This window comes from Qipengyuania nanhaisediminis (assembly GCF_045862805.1).
GTDB classification, from domain to species: Bacteria; Pseudomonadota; Alphaproteobacteria; order Sphingomonadales; family Sphingomonadaceae; genus Erythrobacter; species Erythrobacter nanhaisediminis_A.
The window spans coordinates 1,682,763-1,698,900 of the sequence record NZ_AP025760.1 but is presented as its reverse complement, the minus strand read 5'-3'; the positions used below and the strand labels follow the sequence as shown (position 1 = coordinate 1,698,900).

The following is a 16,138-nucleotide window of genomic DNA, read 5'->3' as shown; positions in this document are numbered from 1 at the left end:
CCCGGTGAAGCGGTGGCCGCGTTGAGAACACAAACTCAGCGGTGCGATGCCGGGTTAAACGCTCGCCAATTGGGCGGGTCTGCAAATTTGAAGGAAAGACTTATGTCGAAGCGCAAGAGCGCCAAGTACAAACTCGACCGCCGGATGGGTGAAAACATCTGGGGTCGCCCCAATTCCCCGGTCAACAAGCGTTCCTACGGCCCCGGCCAGCACGGCCAGCGTCGCAAGAGCAAGATGAGCGATTTCGGCCTGCAGCTTCGCGCCAAGCAGAAGCTCAAGGGCTATTACGGCGACGTGACCGAGAAGCAGTTCCGTTCGACTTACAAGGACGCCACCCGCTTGAAGGGTGACACCGGCCAGAACCTGATCGGTCTGCTCGAACGCCGGCTCGACATGATCGTGTACCGCGCCAAGTTCGCACCCACGATCTTCGCCGCACGCCAGATCGTCAGCCACGGCCACATCTACGTCAACGGCGTGAAGTGCAACATCGCCTCGCGTCGCTGCGATGTCGGCGATGTCATCAGCCTCGGCGACAAGGCCAAGGAAATGGCTCTCGTGATCGAAGCGCAGAGCCTGCCCGAGCGTGAAATCCCCGATTACGTCGTTCCCGATGGCAACGACAAGGTGCAGTTCACCCGCGTGCCCAAGCTCGACGAAGTGCCCTACCCGGTCACCATGGAACCGAACCTGGTTGTCGAGTTCTATTCGCGCTGATCCAGCCCGCGAAAAATCGAAATACGAAAAGGGCGGCCCGCGAAATCGGGTCGCCCTTTTCCGTTGGGGGCGGCAGCTTTCGCAGGAGAGCTTCGCCCGGTGCAAAAAAGGGCGGCCCGTTGGACCGCCCTTTCGTCTTTTGCGCCTCTTTTTCAGAGACCTCTTCAATGCGTCAGTCGCGAATTCGATCCCATTCTTTGAATTCATATGCGATCGAGCCTTCGACGAGGCGATCCCAAATGTCTTCAACGACTTGTCCGGGAAGCCCGCGGGCCTCGGCATCGGCGCGCGCGGCAGCGATCACGCTGGCCTTGCGCTCCTCGTCGCGCACGGCGTCGCGGCTCGGCTTGATGCGGGCAGCGGCGCGCATATAGCCGAACCGCCGCTCGAGCAGCGCGACGAGCGCCCGGTCGGTTTCATCGACGCCCGCGCGGACATCGCGCATGGTCTGGCAATCATCGGGAATCTTGGCTTGCAGTTCGGTCATGCGCGCGCACTTGGCCTGCGCAGCCGCTTTTGTCGAGAGCCGGTGCGCACGGGTCAGCCCACGAAGGCGGATTGCACGAAAGCATCGATCGCCTCGAGCATGTCGGAGCGCACCTTGCTGTCGCCCAAATCGTGCTGGAGATCGTCGAATTCGGTATAGGTCACGCTCTTCCCGAGGTCTTCGAGCGCATCGGCCATGGCGCGCGAATGGCGGACATCGACATTGAGATCGAGGTCTCCATGAAACAGCGCCACCGGGGCTGCAAACCTGTCCGCATGACGGCGCGGGCTGCCTGCCGCGATGTGCGGCCCGTCGCCGAGCTGTTCGTCGCGAAGGCGGAAATTCGTGTAGCGCCGGGCATCGGCGCGCAGATATTCGAGATCGGTCACCGGCGCGATCGCCACGACCGCGCGGTAAAGATCGGGATCGACCACCTGCGATTGCAGCGCCGCATAGCCGCCATAGGACCAGCCCATGATCGCAAGCTTGCCGGGATCGGCAATGCCCTGGTCCACCAGCCAGCGTCCCGCATCGTTGACATCGCCAATGGCGAGTTCCCAGGCCTGGTAGCCGTTGCGCCCGAGCCAAGCCTCGCCATAGCCCGCCGACCCACGGAAATTGGGCTGGAGCACGGCATATCCGCGCGCTGCGAGAAACTGGACGATCCAGTCGAAGCCCCAGTAATCGCGCGCCGCAGGCCCGCCATGAGGCAACACGATCGCGGGCAGATCGCGCGGCTCGCTACCCGAAGGCAGCGTCAGATAGCCCGGGATCATCGTCCCGTCGGCCGCGGGATAGTTGACCGGCTGCATGGTCGCCATCGGCACGTCGACCAGGGCATCGCGCATCGCCAGCAGCACTTCGAGGCTGCGCGTGGCCTTGTCGTAGAGATAGACGGTACCCGGATCGGTGTCGGACGAAGCGACAATCAGCAGGCGGCTTTCATCCGCGCTCGCTCCGGAGAAATTGATCAGCGGCTGGTTGGGCAATGCCTGGCGCAGACCGCGGGCGAGCGAGGCGAGCTCCTCGTCGAAATATTCGACCGACCGTTTCTCGGTCGCATAGCTGACCCCGACAACGCGGCGCTGACGCCCGATCCGCACCAGTCCCGCCACATCGGCATCGTCGCGGCTGGCAAGCACCCGCGCTTCGCCCGACCCGTCGATCGGGATCGCGATTACCGAACGATATCCGTCGATCGAAGTATAGGCGATCAGCGCATCCCGACCCGCATCAAAGGCGGCCGGCGTGAAGTTTTCGACCGTGCGCCCATCGAGCGTCACGGTCCCGAGCCGGTCCCATCCCGACCCGCCTGCCGGTCGCACCATGTGGACCGTCTCGCCGGTCAGCAGCCCGCGCCCGTCAGTGAGCCGGCGCAGCTTGAAGCGGATATTGCCCTGGTCATCGGCGAGGTAGTAGGAGGCCTCGTCATCGGGTTGTTCCACCGCGCGGCGGCGGCCGTTCTCGACATCGAAGCGGTCGACGCCGAGCCCGGTCTTGGTGTTGGCGAGCCGCGTTCCGATCGAGTTTTCCTCGATGTAATTGCGGGTCAGCAGGATTTCGCCCTCTTCACCCGGGATATCGAGCGCGACGATCTCGCCGCCTTCCTGGTTGAAACCGCGCGCGCGCAGCGACTGGCTTTGAGTCATCGAGAGCGGGTCTTTGCCATCATGCCCGATGGCGAACATGCGGGTGAAGGGAAGCAGGGTCCCTCCCCCGGTCTGGCTCATACCGAAAATCTCGCAGACGAGCCGTGTGTCGCTCGCCCATTCGCAATGGTCGAGATCTCCAATGATCTCCGAATTCGACGCGATGGATGCGATGCTCCCATCGCCTTCGAGATCGAAAATCTTGAGCACCTCGGTATGTCCCGGCCCCGGGGCGATCCAGGCGATCCGCGTGCCAGAGGGCGACAGGCTGATATCGAGCACCGAGGCGCGCACGCCGAAGCGTTCGGCGGTCTGGCGCATGGAAGCCTCGCCCGCCTGTTCCTGAGCGATTGCCGGGCTGTGGACCAGTGCGGCACATGCCGGCGCGGCCAGCGCCATCCCGAGCGCGAGGCGCGCACTATAGATATTGATTTTCATGAATTTCATTCCCCTGCGACCCAGCCAGACTAGGCCGGGAAGCGGGGGTGTCAATCGGTCGGGCCAAGATAGTCGCGCCGGAAGGACGCGGCGAAATCTGCAAAGGTGCCGCTTGCGATTGCGTCGCGCATGGCCTGCATCAAGGCCTGGTAGAATGACAGGTTGTGTTCGGTCACCAGCATCGCGCCGAGGATCTCGCCCGATTTTTGCAAATGGTGCAGGTAGGCGCGCGAATATGTGGCGCAGGTGGGGCACTCGCAGCGTTCATCCAGCGGGGCGGTGTCTTCGGCATGACGCGCATTGCGAAGGTTGACCGGGCCATCCCAGGTGAAGGCCTGCCCATTGCGTCCCGAACGCGTCGGCAGCACGCAATCGAACATGTCGATCCCGCGTTCCACCGCACCCACGAGGTCGTCGGGCTTGCCCACGCCCATCAGGTAACGCGGGCGATCAGAAGGGAGCATTTCGGGTGCGTAGTCGAGCACGCCGAACATCGCTTCCTGCCCTTCGCCAACGGCCAGGCCGCCAACCGCATAGCCATCGAATCCGATCTCGGTAAGTTTCTCGGCACTCACCTGCCGCAAGTCCCGGTCGAGCGCGCCCTGCTGGATGCCGAACAGGGCGGCGCGCGCGGCGTGCTCCTCGCCCGCATCGAACCCATCGCGGCTGCGCCTGGCCCAGCGCATCGACAGCTCCATCGAAGCGGCGATCTCGTCGCGGGGACGGTCTGCGCGCGGGCATTCGTCGAAGGCCATGACGATGTCCGATCCCAGCAGACGCTGGATTTCCATCGATCGTTCGGGGGTGAGCATGTGCTTCGACCCGTCGATATGGCTGCGGAACTCGACCCCCTTTTCGGTGAGCTTCCTGAGGTCCGACAGGCTCATCACCTGGTAGCCGCCGCTATCGGTGAGTATCGGGCGTTTCCAGTTCATGAAATCGTGCAAGCCACCGATACGCGCGACGCGTTCCGCCCCGGGGCGCAGCATCAGGTGATAGGTGTTGCCGAGGATGATGTCGGCACCGGTCGCGCGCACGGCTTCGGGCTTCATCGCCTTGACCGTCGCGGCGGTGCCGACCGGCATGAAGGCGGGCGTGCGGATTTCGCCGCGCTGCATGGCGATCGTGCCGGTGCGCGCGCGTCCGTCTGTCGCGTGGAGCGTGAAGGAAAAACGGGTCATGGGTTTGCGGTCATTCTCTCAGCCGCCAACCGGTCTTGAAGATGAAGGCGATGATCGCGGTGCACAGCGCCAGGAACCCGAGCGTGAGGCCGAACGACACCGCGATCGGCACGTCGGCGACGCCGGTAAAGGTCCAGCGCAGCCCGCTCACCAGGAACGCGATCGGGTTGGCGAGTGCAATCGTGTCCCAGGGCTCGGGCAGCATGTCGAGCGAGTAGAAGGTGCCGCCGAGAAAGGTCAGCGGAGTGAGGATAAGGACCGGGATGATCCCCAGCTTTTCAAAGCTGTCGGCCCAGATGCCGAGGATGAACCCGAACAGCGAAAAGCTCGCCGCGACCAGCATGATATAGCCAAAGGCAAGGACCGGATACTTGATCGAGTAATCGACGAACAGCATCGCCGTTCCGAGGATGACCGCGGCGAGGATAAGGCTCTTGGTCGCCGCTGCGCCGACAAACCCGATCAGCGTTTCGGCAACGCCCACGGGCGCTGACAGCAGCTCGTAGATCGTGCCGGTAAAGCGCGGCATGTAGATGCCGAAGCTCGAATTGCTGGTGGTTTCGCCCAGCAAGGTCAGCATCAGCAGGCCGGGTATGATGAAGACCGCGTATTCGACCCCGTGGATCGGCGGCATCCGGTCCCCGATCGCGCTCCCGAACACGATGAAGTAGAGCGACGTGGTCAGCACCGGAGCGATCAGCGATTGGAACGCGGTGCGAAAGGCGCGCATCAATTCACGGGTGTAGATCGACCAGGCGCCGCGGGCGTTGAAGCTCATCACGCGTCCCCTCCCTCGCGGCTGACAAGGTCGACGAAGATATCCTCGAGCGAGGAATCGTGGATATCGATCCCGCGATAATCGATGTCGCAGGCGACCAGCGCCTTGGTCAGCGCGGCGATCTCCTCGCTGCCCTTGCCCTGCCCGTCGCCGCCGCGATAGCACAATTGCATCCCGTCCTCGGACAGGGTCACGGGAAAGTCGGACAGCCGATCGGGCAAGGCGACAAGCGGTATCGCGAGGTCTATCAGGGCCTCGGTGGTTCCCATGCGCTGCATGATGCTAGCCTTGTCATCGACCATCAGGATGCGGCCCGCGCGGATGATCCCGACCCGGTCGGCCATCAGCTCGGCTTCCTCGATGTAATGCGTCGTGAGGATGATCGTGGTCCCGCGTTCGCGCAGGGCAGCGATCTGGTCCCACATGCCCTTGCGCAATTCGACATCGACGCCCGCCGTGGGCTCGTCGAGGAACAGCAGGTCGGGTTCGTGCGCAAGCGCCTTGGCGATCAGGACGCGGCGCTTCATCCCGCCCGACAATTCGCGGATCTGCGCGTCCTTCTTCTCGTAGAGCGAGAGGCTGCGCAGGATTTCCGCGATCCGGTCCTTGTCGGGAGCGAGACCGAAAAGCCCGCGCGAATAGGAAACCGCGCGCCAGACGGTCTCGAACATGTCGGTGCTCAATTCCTGCGGCACCAGGCCAATCCGCGAACGCGCGCTGCGCCAGTTGCGGGCCATGTCCGCGCCGAAAGCGGTGATCCGACCCGCGCTTGGCCGCACGATGCCGCAGACCGCTCCGATCAGGGTCGTCTTGCCAGCGCCATTGGGGCCGAGCAGCGCGAATATCTCGCCCTTGCGGATCGACAGATCGACATTGTCGAGCGCCCGCGTGCCGCCGGCATAGACCTTGGACAGGCCTTCGATTTCGAGAATGGTTTCGTTGCTCACGCGCCGCGCTTTGGCACAGCGGCGCGGGCTATGCAAAGCGCGCGAGCCTAGGGCAGCAGGAGCGAGGAATCGCCGTAGGAATAGAAGCGGTATCCTTGCGCGATGGCATGGACGTAGGCGTCCAGCATCCGCTCTCGCCCCATGAGTGCGCTCACCAGCATCACCAAGGTCGATTTTGGCAGGTGGAAATTGGTCATCAGACCGTCGACCACGCGGAACTGATAGCCGGGCGTGATGAAGATGTCGGTGTCGGCGGCAAATTCGCGCAAGGTGCCGTCGGCCTCGGCCGCGCTTTCGAGCAGGCGCAGCGAAGTGGTGCCCACCGCGATGACCCGTCCGCCAGCAGCGCGCGCGGCGTTGATGCGGGACGCCGTGGCGACATCGATCCGGCCGAACTCGGCATGCATCTGGTGGTCGTTCGTATCATCGGCCTTGACCGGCAGAAAGGTTCCAGCGCCGACATGCAGGGTCAGCGTCTCGCGCTTGACCCCGCGCGCGTCGAGCGCCTCGACGAGCCGGTCGGTGAAGTGGAGCGAAGCGGTGGGAGCGGCGACCGCGCCGTCCTCGCGCGCGAACATGGTCTGGTAATCGGCCTGGTCCTGCTCATCGACCCCGCGCTTTTGCGCGATATAGGGCGGCAGGGGCATGGTGCCCGCCCGGTCGAGCAGGATTTCGACCGGTTCGTCGCCCTCGAACATGAGCGTCATCGAGCCATCGCCATGGCGCCGCTCGGCAATCGCGGTGACCCCGCCGCCGAAAACGAGCTGGTCGCCCTCTTTCACCCGCTTGGCATTGCGGATGAAAGCCTGCCAGCGGCGCAGGTCGATCCGCTTGTGCAAGGTGGCGCCGATCTTCGCTTCGCCGCCTGCGCGGCGTCCTTCGAGTTGCGCAGGAATGACGCGAGTGTCGTTGAACACGAGCACGTCGCACGGCTCGAGAAGGTCCGGCAGGTCGAGCACGCCGCGATCCTCGAACGGTGCCTCGCTCCCGCGCACCACGAGCATTCGCGCGGCGTCGCGCGGGCGCACCGGACGCAGCGCTATGCGCTCTTGCGGAAGGTCGAAATCGAACAGGTCAACGCGCATGGGCTTGGCGGCCGTTCAAGGGTCGCGCGCGCGGCGCGCGTCCTACTGGTTTTCGAGCGGGGCGTTGAGCGCGTCCGCCGTGACTGCGGCATCAGGCTCGGGCGCTGGCGCGGTCATCACCGGGCGCGGACGATTGTCGCTCGCGATCGATGCCTGGAGAACGCGCGTCGGGTTCGCGGGCGGCTCGCCGCGATTGATCGCGTCGACAGCGCCCATGTTCTCGATCACCCGGCCAAAATTGGTGTAACGCTTGTCGAGGCTGAAACGCGGATAGAATACGATGAAGAACTGGCTGTTGGCGCTGTCTTCATCGGTCGCGCGCGCCATCGAAACGGTGCCGCGCACATGCGGCATCGGGTTGAACTCCTCTTCGAGGTCGGGAAGCTCGGAACCGCCCTGCCCGGTGCCCGTCGGATCGCCCGTCTGCGCCATGAAGCCGTCGATCACGCGGTGGAAGATCACGCCGTCGTAAAACCCGTCGCGCGTCAGCTGCTTGATCCGCGCGACATGGCGCGGAGCCCATTCCTCCATCAGGCGGATCTTGACCCGTTCGCCGTTCGACAGGTCGAGCACCCAGACATCATCGGTGTCGACCGTCGCGTCGAAATTGACCGGCGGATAGGTGCGGTTATCGACCGCCTCCGCCGTGGCGTCGGCATCGCCGCTTTCGACCATGTCGCGGTCGGTATCCTGCGCGAATGCGGCCGCAGGAGCGGCAAGGAAGGTCATTGCGGCGAAAGCGCCGAGAGCGGTCTTGATCATCGATGTCTTCATGATTGCGTCCAGTTAGGGCCTGCCTCTAGCGGTGGGAGGCTGACACTTCAATGAATGAAAGCGCCCTCGCCCACCGGCGGGTTCAAGGCCGCTCAGTAATCCCCCTTGCGGCCCAGTTCCTCGACCCGCGCTATCACCTCTTCGCACACCGCCTTGCTGACGAAGGGGGTGATGTCGCCGCCATAAAGCGCGATTTCCTTGACCAGCTTCGACGCGATCGGTTGCAGCGAGACATCGGCCATGAGGAAGATGGTCTCGATATCGTCGTCCAATTGCTGGTTCATGCCAGCCATCTGGTATTCGTATTCGAAATCGGCGACCGCGCGCAGGCCGCGGATGATGACATTGGCATTCTGCGCCTGGGCGAACTTGACCAGCAAGGCGTTGAAGCCGACCACCTCGACATTTGCAAGGCCGAGTGCTGCCACTTCGCGCTCGACCATGGCGAAGCGTTCTTCGGTGGAGAACATCGGGTTCTTGGATGGATTGGTTGTGACCCCGAGGATCAGCTTGTCGACCAGTTTCGACCCGCGCCGGATGATATCGGCATGGCCGAGCGTGATCGGGTCGAAAGTGCCCGGATAAATCCCGATGCGCTGTGTCATGTGCCCCGTTCCCCTTCCTTCAGCGGTCGCGCTCGACGATGAACCGTGCAAGCGCGCGCAAGGTGTCGGCCTCGTGGCCATGACTGCCCAGGTGCCCGATCGCCTGGTCGACCAGCACCCGCGCCTGGTCGCGCGCGGCTTCGACGCCCATCAGGGTGACGAAGGTCTGCTTGCCCTGCTCCTCGTCCTTGCGCAGCGCCTTGCCCGCCTTGTCGGCATCGCCTTCGACGTCGAGCAAGTCATCGGCGATCTGGAAGGCAAGGCCGATATCGCGGGCATAGGCACGCAGATGCGCACGCCCCTCGGGCGGGACCCGGCCCAGCACCGCGCCCATCTCGACGCTCGCGGCGAGCAATGCGCCGGTTTTCAGCTGTTGCAGGCGGGTGATGGTGTGGAGGTCGTAATCCACGCCTTCTTCATCGGCGACCATGTCCATCATCTGGCCTCCGGCCATTCCGTGCATCCCGCTCGCCTTGCCGAGAGTTGCAATCAGTTCGCTGCGCACGAAGGGGTCGGCGCTGGTGCCGGTGTCGGACAATATCTCGAAAGCCAGCGCGTGCAGCGCATCGCCTGCGAGCACCGCGGTCGCCTCGTCGAAGGCCTTGTGCACGGTGGGCTTGCCGTGGCGAAGGTCATCGTCGTCCATGCACGGAAGGTCATCGTGGATCAGCGAATAGACGTGGATCGCCTCGATCGCGGCGCCGGTGCGCAAGGCTGCATCGCGATCGACCCCGAATAGTTCGGCCGTGCTCACCACCAGCAGCGGGCGGACCCGCTTGCCGCCGCCAATCGCGGCATAGCGCATCGCTTCGACAAGCCGCGCCCGGGTGTCTGCGGGGACCGGAAGGAAAGCATCGAAAACCGAATCGATTTCGCGCTGGACGCGGGCCAGCGCCTCGCCCAGCGCGCCGGAACCGATCGGCACGAGGTTCACGTCAGCTTCCCCCGTCAAGCGGAGCCGTCCCCGTCGGATTGCCATCGGCGCCCGCGACGATCTTCTCGATCCGGGCCTGCGCGCTGTCGAGCCGCTTCTGGCACGCCGCGCGCAAGAGCTCGCCGCGTTCGTAGATCGCAATCGATTCATCGAGCGGCACATCGCCGCGCTCGAGCCGGTTCACGACTTCTCCGAGCGCGGCCAGCGCCTCCTCGAAGGTCATCTGGTCAATTGGCTTTTGTTCCTTTTCGGAACCGTTTCCCTCATCCATAAGCCAGAGCATTGGCGCTGCCGGGTCAGCCGGTCAAGGCCAGCAGGCAACAGGGGACCCGGTCATGCTCAAATACATCATCGCCTTTCTTTCGGCAGCGGTCGTTTTCGGTGCGCTCGACGCCATGTGGCTGCGCTGGGCGAGCGAGAATCTCTATCGCCCGGTGATCGGCCCGATCATGGCCGACAATTTCAATGTTGGCGCTGCAGGCGTGTTCTACTTCCTCTACCTGCTCGGAATGACATGGTTCGCGATCCGCCCCGGGCTGGAGAGCGCCGATGTCGCCACCGCGCTTCTCAACGGCGTGCTGCTCGGCGCGCTGTGTTACGCGACCTTCGACCTGACCAGCCAGGCGGTGTTCAAGGTCTGGTCGACCAAGATCAGCGTCATGGATATTTTGTGGGGAGCCTTCGCCACCGGGACGACCAGCGCGGTTGCAACATGGATCGCGTTGCGCTTTACGAACTGAAAAAGTCCAACGGGGGGCGCACATGTTCATCGGTCACTTCGCGCCGGCGTTTATCGCCGCAGCGGCCTTTTCACGCGGGCCCAAGCTCGGCACCTATTTCATCGCCGCGCAGCTGGTCGATTGGGCGTTCTTCACGCTCGCCATCGTGGGGGTGGAAAAGATGCGGATCGTCCCCGGCATCACCGCGATGAACCCGCTCGACCTCTATTTCATGCCCTATACCCATTCGCTCGCGGGAACGGCCGCTTGGGCATTGGGTTTCGGCATCGTCATCGCGCTGTGGCACCGAGACAGCCTTGCCGGATTGCTCGGCGCGCTGGTGGTGGCATCGCACTGGCTGCTCGACTGGCTCACCCATCGTCCTGACCTGACTTTTGCCGGCGCAGGCGAGGCCTACGGGCTCGGCCTGTGGAATTTCCCCGAGATCGCGATCCCGCTCGAACTGGGGATCACGCTGTTCGCCTTTGCCTTCTACATGCGCCGTTCGCGCGGGCCCGCGGCACAGCCGGTTCTGCTGCTCGCCGTGCTTCTGGTGATGCAGGCGGTCAACTGGTTTGGGCCGGAGCCGGGCGCGGCGAACGTCTTCTTCTACCTCCAGGCCCTCGTCGCCTTCGCCATTCCCACCGCTCTGGCGGTCTGGGTGGGGAGAAATCGCTATTTCACGCAACGAGGCGGCTTGGCGGCAGCGAGCCTGTGACTTATGGGCTTCGCCCATGAGCATCGAGACCTCCCAGATCACCCCTGAAATCGTCGAACAGCACGGCCTTTCGCCCGAGGAGTACGAGCGCGTGCTTGCAGGCCTCGGCCGTGAGCCCAACCTGGTCGAGCTCGGCATCTTCTCGGTCATGTGGTCCGAGCATTGCAGCTACAAGTCCTCGCGGCTGCACCTCAAGAAGCTGCCGACCGAGGCGCCCTGGGTGATCTGTGGCCCGGGCGAGAATGCCGGCGTCATCGATATCGGCGACGGGCAGGCGGCGATCTTCAAGATGGAGAGCCACAACCACCCCTCCTATATCGAGCCCTATCAGGGCGCAGCGACCGGGGTTGGCGGGATCCTGCGCGATGTCTTCACCATGGGCGCGCGGCCGGTGGCGAACATGAACGCGCTGCGCTTCGGACGGCCCGATCACCCCAAGATGAAGCATCTCGTTCGCGGCGTGGTCGCCGGGATCGGCGGTTATGGCAATTGCGTCGGCGTTCCGACCGTGGGCGGCGAGACCAATTTCCACCCCGCTTATGACGGCAATATCCTCGTCAATGCGATGACCGTGGGCGTGGCCGATGCCGACAAGATTTTCTATTCGGCCGCGACCGGCGTGGGCAATCCGATCGTCTATGTCGGATCGAAGACCGGGCGCGACGGCATTCACGGCGCGACCATGGCGAGCGCCGATTTCGAGGAAGACGCCGAGGCCAAGCGCCCCACCGTCCAGGTCGGCGACCCTTTCACCGAAAAACTGCTGATCGAAGCGTGCCTCGAACTGATGGCGACCGATGCGATCGTCGCGATCCAGGACATGGGTGCAGCAGGCCTCACCTCCTCCAGCGTCGAGATGGCGACCAATGGCAAGGCCGGTATCCGGCTGGACATGAACAAGGTGCCGTGCCGCGAGGAAGGCATGACGCCTTACGAAATGATGCTCTCCGAAAGCCAGGAGCGGATGCTCATGGTCCTGAAGCCCGGCAAGGAAGCCATGGCGCAGGCGATCTTCGAGAAGTGGGAGCTCGATTTCGCGGTCATCGGCGAGGTCACCGACACCCGCCACATGGTGCTCGAATGGAATGGCGAGGTCGTGTGCGACATCCCGCTCGGCCCGCTCGCAGCCGATGCGCCCGAATATGACCGGCCTTACATGAGCCGCGCGGAATACACCGCCTGGGCCGGGGTCAAGCCGGTAGAAGACGCGCCCGAATGCTCCGATCCGGGAGCGGACCTGGTCACCATGCTGGCCAGCCCCAATCTCGCATCGCGTCGCTGGATCGCCGAACAATATGACAGCCAGGTCATGGGCGACACGCTCCAGACCGGCGGCGATGCGGCGGTGGTGCGGGTGCACGGCACCGAAAAGGCGCTCGCGATCAGTACCGATTGTACCCCGCGCTATGTCCATGCCGATCCTTACGAGGGTGGCAAGCAGGCCATTGCCGAGGCCTATCGCAATCTGTGCGCGGTCGGCGCACGCCCGCTCGCGGTGACCAATTGCCTCAATTTCGCCAACCCGCAGCGGCCCGAGATCATGAGCCAGTTCGTCCATGCGCTGGAAGGCATGGGCGATGCCTGCCGCGCGCTCGACTTCCCGATCGTGTCGGGCAATGTCTCGCTTTACAACGAGAGCAAGGCGACCGGCGGTGGCAGCGCAATCCTGCCCACCCCCGCGATCGGCGGGGTCGGGATCATCGAGGACGCGGCAAGGATGGTCACCACCGCCTTCAAGTCGGAAGGCGATGCGATCTACCTGATCGCGCCCGAATTCTGGGCCAAGCCCGACCCCACCCGATCGCATATCGGCAAGTCGCGCTGGCTTGCCGATGTCCATGGCCGCGACGAAGGGCGCGCGCCGCCGGTTGATCTCGCGGCCGAGCGCGGCGCGGGCCAGATCGTCCGCAGGCTGATCGGCGAAGGGCTGCTTTCGGCAGTCCACGACCTGTCCGATGGCGGGCTGGCCGTGGCGCTGGCGGAAATGGCGCTGGCAGGCAATCTTGGCGCAGAGGTATCCGCCAACGAGGCCTATTCCGCTGCGCAGTGGTGGTTCGGCGAGGACCAGGCGCGCTATGTCATAACCGTGAGCCCCGAAAATGCCGAGGCGTTCAACCGCATCGTTGCCGAAGGGCCTGACATCCCCGAGGCAGAAATGGTCGGTTTCCACCGCATCGGCACGGTCGGCGGCGATCAGCTTCTCGGCCAGTCGCTCGACACGCTGCGCAGCGCGCATGAGAGCTTCTTCAAGGAATGGATGGAAGCATAGAGCTTCTCCAGCCCGTCCTGCATTATGGCGGCCATTTCGCCGCGCCGTTCCTTCTCGCCGTGCTCTTGTGGCGGGCGCAGTGGAAACGCGCGGGCGCGGTGATGGTGGCTGCCAATGTGATCGACCTCGATCACCTGCTGGCCGATCCGATCTTCGATCCGGACCGGTGCTCTGTCGGTTTTCACCTGCTGCACGGATGGGAGGCAGCCATCATCTATGGCGCGCTGCTTCTGGTCCCGCGCTGGTGGGTGCGGGCGCTTGGGCTCGGCGCGCTGTGGCACCTCGCTGTCGATTTCGCAGATTGCACGATGCAGGCCTGAGGCTGAGCAGGGCCTTGGCTGATCAGATCGATTAGGCCACCTGTCCGCCGGCGCAGCATTCGGGGGCCGGGGCGGAATTGTCTGTAAGCCCCAGGTCGCCGCGCTCGAAGCCCTCGGCCTCCAGGGTGGCGAGGCATTCGCGGTAAAGCACCGGCTCACCTATGCCGAGCTGCCTGCGCGCTGCATCGATATCCTCGCGCATTATTGCCTCGACATCCATGTGAGCGAGCTTTGCCGCCGCCTTGCCCAGCTTCTGCCCCTCGCGCACGGCGCGATAGAGCGGCGCGCGCGTGCCGGTGGTCTTCTTGATCTGGCGCGCGGCGGCATAAGCGATGAACAGGATCCCGTGATTGTGGTTCTGTGAATAGCTGAAACCCAGCAGACACGCCTCGCCCAGCGCATCGCGGCCATAGGTGGTGAGAACGTGAAACAAATCGTGCGTATCGCGCAGCCGGTTGAAATACCATTCGGTGAGGTCGTTCGGACGGCTCTCGGGCGGCGCCCATTTGTGGCTTTCCTCGACCAGGCCACGCGCGGTCAGCCCTTCGCGCTTCATGAAGGCGATATAGTGCTTGCCCACCGAGTTGTCCGGCAGGTCGGTCCAGCGATCGTGATCGTCGAGCATGGCCGGGATATCGACTTCGCTCGCGATGAAGCGCTGGCCTTCGGGAGAGCGGATGAAGTCCCAGGCCAGGCGGTGGCTGGTCTTGCCCTTGGTCGCCTCGATGATGTGGAAGACCTGTTCGGTGTCTTCCTTGTCTTCGACCAGTTTTCCGAAGTGATGCAGCACCTTGCGCGGCTGGAAACCGGTCAGCTTGCGATCGGGAGCGACGAGCGGAAGATCGGCGAGAGCCATGGTGTCATCCTGTTGCTGCAATTGCGGTGTTATTTACAATAGTGTCAATAACGCGTCAACACTTCCCTTTGCGGCGCTTTGTGCCATGACAGCGCCATGCGTGACCACGAAACCGTCCCCTACAAAATCGCCCCGCTTTCCGACAAAGAAAGGATCGAGCGCGCCGAGGCATTCCGAGACCGGCTGAAGCAGCGCCGCTCCTGCCGTTATTTCGGAGATGACCCGGTGCCGCGCGCGGTGATCGAGGCCGCGATCGAAGCCGCCGGGACCGCGCCCAACGGAGCCAACCACCAGCCCTGGCATTTCGCGGTGATCGAAAGCGCGGAGAAAAAGCGTGCGATCCGCGAGGCTGCCGAGGCCGAGGAGCGCCGCTTTTACGGTGCCGACGGCGACGACCCCAAGGCGAGCGAGGAATGGCTCGGCGCGCTGCGCGATCTCGGCACTGACGAGGACAAGCCCTTTCTCGAAACCGCGCCCTACCTCATCGTCGTCTTCGCCCAGCGAAAGGGCGGGATCGAGGAGGATGGCAAGACGCAGAATTACTACGTCAGCGAAAGCGTCGGAATTGCCTGCGGAATGCTGATCGCGACCCTTAACGAGGCGGGGCTTGCGACCCTGACTCACACACCCTCGCCGATGGGTTTCCTGCGCGAGGCTTGCGAACGCCCCGACTGGGAAAAACCGCTGATGATCGTGGTTGTCGGCCACCCGGCGGACAATGCGACCGTGCCTGCGCGCGCGCTCGAAAAGAAGCCGCTGAGCCAGATCTCGAGCTGGTTGTGAGCCAGCGCCTGCCCGGCGCCGACCGCGTCCCGGGTCACACCGAGGCGAGCGAGCCTTCGCCATCGCCTGCATCGCTGGCGAGCAGGTTGTAGGGATCAATCCCTTCTTCGCGCCAGATCCGGTGGCATTCCCGGTATCGGGACGGATTGCCGATACACAGCGCCTCGCGCACCGATTCGAGCGGCTGTCGCAACAATTCGCGGATCGGCTGATCGATCAAACGGCGCGCGCGCTTGCCCGAACGGCGGGCCTGGTTGACCGCGCCCATCACCGGGGCCTCGCTCCCGCGAACCTGGAGCTTGATATTGGCAGCGCCGGCATAGCCGATCAGCAAGTGCCCTTGCGACGGGCTTTGCCCGTGAGTGAAGAGCAGGACGCATTGTTCGCCCAGCGCGTCACGGCCATAGCCGGTCAGGACATGAAACAGGTCATGCGTGTCGCGCGAACGCTCCGAATACCACTGGACGAGGTCGTCATATTTGGGCCGCCCGAGCTTGTCGGCCTCGGCCACGAGCCCGGCAGCGGTCAGCCCTTCCCTCTCCATGAAGTCGCAATAGGCATGCGCGAGACTGCCCGCCGGCGTCTGGCGCAGCGTGCGATGATCGTCGAGAATTTCGGCGAGATCGGGCTCGGTCCGGCGCAGATATTCGCCGCGCTCCGACAAGGCCATGTCGCTGACCCGGTCGAGAAAATCGGAAGGCGGCAGGCTCTCGTAGATCTTGAAGACGAGGCTGGTGTCTTCCTTGTCCTTCATCAGCAGCCGGAAATTGCGGATCGCGCGTGGCAGCGAATAGCGCGGCTCGGGTCGGTCCGGGTGGCGCAAGGGGGTGCCATCGGCGGCGATTGCGGATCGGGGGGCAGAAAAGGACATCGGGCGG

Annotated in this window: 18 protein-coding genes; 6 read left to right on the top strand and 12 right to left on the bottom strand. The window is 64.1% G+C overall.

Going from position 1 to position 16,138, the window contains the following annotated elements; translation table 11 throughout:
* Nucleotides 1-102: 102 nt before the first annotated feature.
* Nucleotides 103-717: a 30S ribosomal protein S4 gene (gene rpsD, locus ACKTSM_RS08155; RefSeq protein ID WP_407874160.1), complete on the top strand. Its 615-nt coding sequence runs from the start codon at nucleotides 103-105 to the stop codon at nucleotides 715-717.
* A gap of 172 nt (nucleotides 718-889) precedes the next feature.
* On the opposite strand, the gene ACKTSM_RS08150 is transcribed toward rpsD, so the two are convergent.
* The 10 genes from ACKTSM_RS08150 to ACKTSM_RS08105 form a co-directional block, all read right to left on the bottom strand.
* Nucleotides 890-1,204, bottom strand: a complete 315-nt coding sequence (locus tag ACKTSM_RS08150) for a chorismate mutase (RefSeq protein WP_407874159.1) — start codon at nucleotides 1,202-1,204, stop codon at nucleotides 890-892.
* A gap of 53 nt (nucleotides 1,205-1,257) precedes the next feature.
* The gene (locus ACKTSM_RS08145) at nucleotides 1,258-3,291 is read right to left on the bottom strand and encodes an alpha/beta hydrolase family protein (RefSeq protein WP_407874158.1); all 2,034 of its coding nucleotides are present in this window, start codon (nucleotides 3,289-3,291) and stop codon (nucleotides 1,258-1,260) included.
* Nucleotides 3,292-3,341: 50 nt separating this feature from the next.
* A complete protein-coding gene (tgt, locus tag ACKTSM_RS08140) occupies nucleotides 3,342-4,472 on the bottom strand; it encodes a tRNA guanosine(34) transglycosylase Tgt (RefSeq protein ID WP_407874157.1) in 1,131 nt (376 codons plus the stop codon).
* A gap of 10 nt (nucleotides 4,473-4,482) precedes the next feature.
* A complete protein-coding gene (locus tag ACKTSM_RS08135) occupies nucleotides 4,483-5,250 on the bottom strand; it encodes an ABC transporter permease (protein ID WP_407874156.1) in 768 nt (255 codons plus the stop codon).
* Nucleotides 5,250-6,197, bottom strand: coding sequence for an ABC transporter ATP-binding protein (locus ACKTSM_RS08130; protein WP_407874155.1), 948 nt, complete (start codon nucleotides 6,195-6,197; stop codon nucleotides 5,250-5,252). Before ACKTSM_RS08130 ends, ACKTSM_RS08135 begins: the two co-directional genes overlap by 1 nt.
* A gap of 47 nt (nucleotides 6,198-6,244) precedes the next feature.
* The gene (gene queA, locus ACKTSM_RS08125) at nucleotides 6,245-7,282 is read right to left on the bottom strand and encodes a tRNA preQ1(34) S-adenosylmethionine ribosyltransferase-isomerase QueA (RefSeq protein WP_407874154.1); all 1,038 of its coding nucleotides are present in this window, start codon (nucleotides 7,280-7,282) and stop codon (nucleotides 6,245-6,247) included.
* A 42-nt stretch (nucleotides 7,283-7,324) separates the two neighbouring features.
* Complete coding sequence (locus ACKTSM_RS08120; RefSeq protein WP_407874153.1) at nucleotides 7,325-8,044, bottom strand: peptidylprolyl isomerase; 720 nt, start codon at nucleotides 8,042-8,044, stop codon at nucleotides 7,325-7,327.
* Nucleotides 8,045-8,148: 104 nt separating this feature from the next.
* Nucleotides 8,149-8,661: a pantetheine-phosphate adenylyltransferase gene (gene coaD / locus ACKTSM_RS08115; protein ID WP_407874152.1), complete on the bottom strand. Its 513-nt coding sequence runs from the start codon at nucleotides 8,659-8,661 to the stop codon at nucleotides 8,149-8,151.
* Between the two features lie 19 nt (nucleotides 8,662-8,680).
* Nucleotides 8,681-9,613 carry a polyprenyl synthetase family protein gene (locus ACKTSM_RS08110; protein WP_407874151.1) on the bottom strand — a complete coding sequence of 311 codons (933 nt, stop codon included), beginning with the start codon at nucleotides 9,611-9,613 and terminating at the stop codon, nucleotides 8,681-8,683.
* Nucleotides 9,597-9,866 (bottom strand): exodeoxyribonuclease VII small subunit, encoded by a 270-nt coding sequence (locus ACKTSM_RS08105; protein WP_407874150.1) that lies wholly within the window; start codon nucleotides 9,864-9,866, stop codon nucleotides 9,597-9,599. The genes ACKTSM_RS08110 and ACKTSM_RS08105 overlap by 17 nt, the downstream gene beginning before the upstream one ends.
* Nucleotides 9,867-9,930: 64 nt before the next feature.
* Between ACKTSM_RS08105 and ACKTSM_RS08100 the strand changes: the two genes are divergently transcribed.
* Genes ACKTSM_RS08100 through ACKTSM_RS08085 form a run of 4 tightly spaced genes read left to right on the top strand, consistent with a single transcriptional unit; the run spans nucleotide 9,931 to nucleotide 13,621 of the window.
* The gene (locus ACKTSM_RS08100; RefSeq protein WP_407874149.1) at nucleotides 9,931-10,335 is read left to right on the top strand and encodes a DUF2177 family protein; all 405 of its coding nucleotides are present in this window, start codon (nucleotides 9,931-9,933) and stop codon (nucleotides 10,333-10,335) included.
* A 22-nt stretch (nucleotides 10,336-10,357) separates the two neighbouring features.
* Complete coding sequence (locus ACKTSM_RS08095) at nucleotides 10,358-11,032, top strand: hypothetical protein (RefSeq protein WP_407874148.1); 675 nt, start codon at nucleotides 10,358-10,360, stop codon at nucleotides 11,030-11,032.
* A gap of 16 nt (nucleotides 11,033-11,048) precedes the next feature.
* Nucleotides 11,049-13,301: a phosphoribosylformylglycinamidine synthase subunit PurL gene (purL, locus tag ACKTSM_RS08090; protein ID WP_407874147.1), complete on the top strand. Its 2,253-nt coding sequence runs from the start codon at nucleotides 11,049-11,051 to the stop codon at nucleotides 13,299-13,301.
* Nucleotides 13,286-13,621, top strand: a complete 336-nt coding sequence (locus tag ACKTSM_RS08085) for a DUF6122 family protein (RefSeq protein WP_407874146.1) — start codon at nucleotides 13,286-13,288, stop codon at nucleotides 13,619-13,621. Before purL ends, ACKTSM_RS08085 begins: the two co-directional genes overlap by 16 nt.
* A 31-nt stretch (nucleotides 13,622-13,652) precedes the next feature.
* On the opposite strand, the gene ACKTSM_RS08080 is transcribed toward ACKTSM_RS08085, so the two are convergent.
* Complete coding sequence (locus tag ACKTSM_RS08080; RefSeq protein ID WP_407874145.1) at nucleotides 13,653-14,477, bottom strand: Coq4 family protein; 825 nt, start codon at nucleotides 14,475-14,477, stop codon at nucleotides 13,653-13,655.
* A 96-nt stretch (nucleotides 14,478-14,573) separates the two neighbouring features.
* On the opposite strand from ACKTSM_RS08080, the gene ACKTSM_RS08075 reads away from it, so the two are divergent.
* A complete protein-coding gene (locus tag ACKTSM_RS08075; protein WP_407874144.1) occupies nucleotides 14,574-15,260 on the top strand; it encodes a nitroreductase family protein in 687 nt (228 codons plus the stop codon).
* Nucleotides 15,261-15,294: 34 nt separating this feature from the next.
* On the opposite strand, the gene ACKTSM_RS08070 is transcribed toward ACKTSM_RS08075, so the two are convergent.
* A complete protein-coding gene (locus tag ACKTSM_RS08070) occupies nucleotides 15,295-16,131 on the bottom strand; it encodes a Coq4 family protein (protein WP_407874143.1) in 837 nt (278 codons plus the stop codon).
* Nucleotides 16,132-16,138 lie beyond the last annotated feature (7 nt).